Origin of the sequence: Cellulomonas septica (genome assembly GCF_012396155.1) — a bacterium.
GTDB lineage: Bacteria > Actinomycetota > Actinomycetes > Actinomycetales > Cellulomonadaceae > Cellulomonas > Cellulomonas septica.
On record NZ_JAAXOY010000407.1, the window covers coordinates 1 to 3,215 of the forward strand.

The window sequence follows — 3,215 nt, forward strand, 5'->3', positions numbered from 1 at the left end:
CTCCCGCGGACGCTGGTCCGCGTCGAGGAGGCCGTGGCGGACGAGCTCGCGCACGCCGAGCGCGCGCTGACTCGGGCGCGCGAGGACGCGGAGGGCGTCGCGTGACGCGCCTCGTCGAGGTCTGCCCGGAGGCGTTGTCCGAGGTCCGCTCCGACGTGGCGGCGACCCGGGACGCGGTGCGCGACACGGTCGGCCCGTTGCGGCACCGGATGGTCGCGCTGGGCGTGCCGACGGGCGCGATGGACGAGGCGCAGACCATGGCGGACCGTCTCGGGACGCACGTGCTGGGCACGCTCGACCCGTACGTCGCGCGCGCACGGGACCTGGCGGCGATGCGCTACGACGGTGCCTTCGGTGCGACCCTGCCGGTGGTCGACGACCCGGACCCGTTCGTCCCAGCTAGCCCGTTCACCCAGACCGCGCTCGTCGGCGGGGGATCGGCCCTGACGTGGAGCGCGGCACCCGTCGAGGAGCAGGAGGCCGACGAGCGCGACACCGAGAGGTCCCGCGGGATCGGCGACTGGTTCGGCGACCGCTGGGACGAGGTGTCCGGGGCGGTGTCGGACGGTGTCGACCGGTTCGCCGACGTCGCCACCGACGCCTGGGACGGCGTGCTGGACGCGGGTGGGCAGGTCGCCGACTGGTGGGACCGGACCAGCGGCGACCTCGGCGGCTGGATCGACGAGAACCTCGACGGGCTGCGCGACTTCATCGGGGATCACGTCGCGGTGTTCCGCGTCCTCGCCTCGGTGTGCCGGGTCGTCGGGTGGGTCGTGGTGGCCGTCGGGGCGGTGCTCACGATCGCGCTCGCGATCATCGGCGGCATGGGCGGGGCCGCGATCGGCGGCGTGTTCGGCTTCGGGGTCGGTGCCGTCCCGGCCGGGGGCGCCGGCGTCGTCGCAGGGTTGTCCTTCGGGCTCAAGGTCGTCGGCGTCGGCTTCACCCTCGTGTCCGTCGGTGACTTCCTCGACGTGGCGGCCGACTGGGGCGAGGGCACGATCGACGGGCAGCAGCTCGTCCAGCAGGGCAGCCTCGAGCTCGTCCTCGCCGTGACGTCGCTGCTGGGTGCCGGCGCCGTCGGGAAGATCCTGCAGAAGACCCTGCGGCACCTCCCGGCGTCGTGGCGTTCGGCGCTCGACGACCTCTTCTCCCGCCCCGCGCCGACGCGGCCCCGCGCCCCGTTCACGTCGTCCGACCCGTTCGTCGCCGACGCCGCCAACGCGATCGAGGCCGCGTTCCCGGGACAGGTCCGGGACATCAACAACCTCGTGCCGATGAGCAACGGCCTCTCGCGCGAGGTGGACGTCGACCTGGGCGATATCGTCGTCCAGGTCAAGGAGGGCAACGCGCGAGGGCTGACCGGCCAGATCCTCAAGACCGAGCAGACGACCGGCCGCCGGACGATCGGGTTCGCCCCGGACATGCCCGACGGGGCGTGGCAGGCCGCCGCGAGGCAGGGCATCCCGATCGCGCGGTCGCTCGACGAGCTCGTCGCCATGGTGGGAGAGATGCGGTGAAGGGTGCGCTCGTGCTCAGCGAGGACGCGGGCCTGTTCGGGGTGGCCCGCGACGTGATCGTCGGTCGGGGCGGGACCGCGGTCGAGGACACGGCCCAGCTCCGGGGGCCCGACGGCTTCCTGCTGACGCTGTTCCGCGACGAGTACCCGGGCGACGACTTCCGCGAGCAGCCCTTCACCCCGGCCGACGGCGTCGAGGACGTCCCGCAGATGACGCAGGCGCACGGTCTGCCGGTCGAGTGCCGGTCCGAGGTGCTGTTCGTCGACGTCGTGCGGGCGATCGCTGCTGCCGCCGGGAGGCCCGTATGGGTCCTGGACAACGAGTCGGTCCTCTGGGCCGCCGAGCGGCTGGACCCGGCGACCATCTCGCTGTGAGCGCCGCCGGGCCGCTGGACGGTGCCCCGGCGGCGGTGACGGGCGTTCGTCGGAGGTCCGTCGTCCGCCGTGAGGCGTGTCAGCCGCTGGTGGCCATCGCGCCGGCGAGGGCCTCGACTTTGTCGAGGCACGCGTCGAGCCCGGCGGCCGACAGGTTGCGTGACGCCTCGGTCGTGTAGCCGCGCTCGATCACGGTGAGCCGAGTGCCGTCGTCGGTGGGCTCGAACGTCACGAGGTGCGGCACGGGGTCGGGGACGCCGGCCAGGCCGGACGCCGCCGGGCCGAGGTGGTGGCCGTCGGCGTCGACGAACCGCAGGTCGTAGCGCAGCTCGTGCGGCTCGTCGACGAGGGTGTACGTCCACGACGTGTACGTCGTCGCGCCGCCCATCTCCGCCGGCGCGCGCATCCCCAGGAGCGACGTGCCGCCCTCGCGGACGTCGAGCACGGCGACGGGGCAGGTGAACGGGCCGGGGCACCACCACTGCCGGACCACCCCGGGCTCGGTCCACACCCGCCACGCCGCGTGCGGCACCACGGGCAGCCGCCGCGTGGCCACGACGTCGTAGGTCTGCTGGGTCTCGGGCATCTCGTCCTCCTGCGGGTTGCGACGGTCGTCCCCGATACGGACCCGGCTCCTCGGGCGAACTCACCGCTCGGCGACGCGGCGGTTCGTCCGCCGTCGCACGTCGCGGCCGTCGCGGGCGACCGGCGGGCGCTCCGTCCGACCGGCGCGCATGCTGGGTCGATCCGGGCTGGAGACCGCGGCCCGTCGCGCGTGCTCGACGTGAGGAAAGTCGATGACCACGAAAGTCGAGAAGTCGGTCCTGGTGAACGTGCCGGTGGCCGTGGCGTACAACCAGTGGACGCAGTTCGAGGACTTCCCGCAGGTCATGGGCGGGGTGAAGAGCGTGACGCAGCTGAGCGACGAGCGGCTGCAGTGGGTCGCCGAGATCGCCGGCGTGAAGCGCCAGTGGGAGGCGCGGATCCTCGAGCAGGTGCCGGACCGCAAGGTCGCCTGGGCCGCCACCGAGGGCGCGACCAACGCGGGTGCGGTGACGTTCGAGGACGTCGGCGGCGGGCAGACCTCGGTCCACCTGTCGCTCGAGTACGAGCCCGAGGGCCTGGTCGAGAAGGTCGGCGACAAGCTGAACGTCGTCGAGAACCAGGCGGAGAAGGACCTCGAGCGGTTCAAGGCGTTCATCGAGGCCGAGGGGTACGCGACGGGTGCGTGGCGCGGGTCGGTCGGCGCGGGCACAGGCGCCGGCACGCCCGGCGTGGAGGACGCCGCGGCGTCACGTGGGGACTCGGGCAAGGCCGGGGTGTC

4 protein-coding genes are annotated in these 3,215 nt (G+C 73.6%); 3 read left to right on the plus strand and 1 reads right to left on the minus strand.

The features are described from left to right. Positions 1-101 precede the first annotated feature (101 nt). Together HGA02_RS14040 and HGA02_RS14045 are read left to right on the plus strand one after the other, a co-directional pair. On the plus strand, positions 102-1,517 hold the full coding sequence (locus HGA02_RS14040) for a hypothetical protein (RefSeq protein ID WP_168679553.1): 1,416 nt from the start codon (positions 102-104) through the stop codon (positions 1,515-1,517). Further along, a complete protein-coding gene (locus HGA02_RS14045) occupies positions 1,514-1,891 on the plus strand; it encodes a hypothetical protein (protein ID WP_168679555.1) in 378 nt (125 codons plus the stop codon). The genes HGA02_RS14040 and HGA02_RS14045 overlap by 4 nt, the downstream gene beginning before the upstream one ends. A 79-nt stretch (positions 1,892-1,970) precedes the next feature. Here the strand turns inward: HGA02_RS14045 and HGA02_RS14050 are convergent, their stop codons facing one another. Beyond that, complete coding sequence (locus tag HGA02_RS14050; RefSeq protein ID WP_168679557.1) at positions 1,971-2,477, minus strand: SRPBCC family protein; 507 nt, start codon at positions 2,475-2,477, stop codon at positions 1,971-1,973. Between the two features lie 211 nt (positions 2,478-2,688). Here HGA02_RS14050 and HGA02_RS14055 point away from each other — a divergent pair. After that, positions 2,689-3,215, plus strand: a 527-nt coding sequence (locus tag HGA02_RS14055; protein ID WP_168679559.1) for an SRPBCC family protein, incomplete at its 3' end; no start/stop codon positions are given.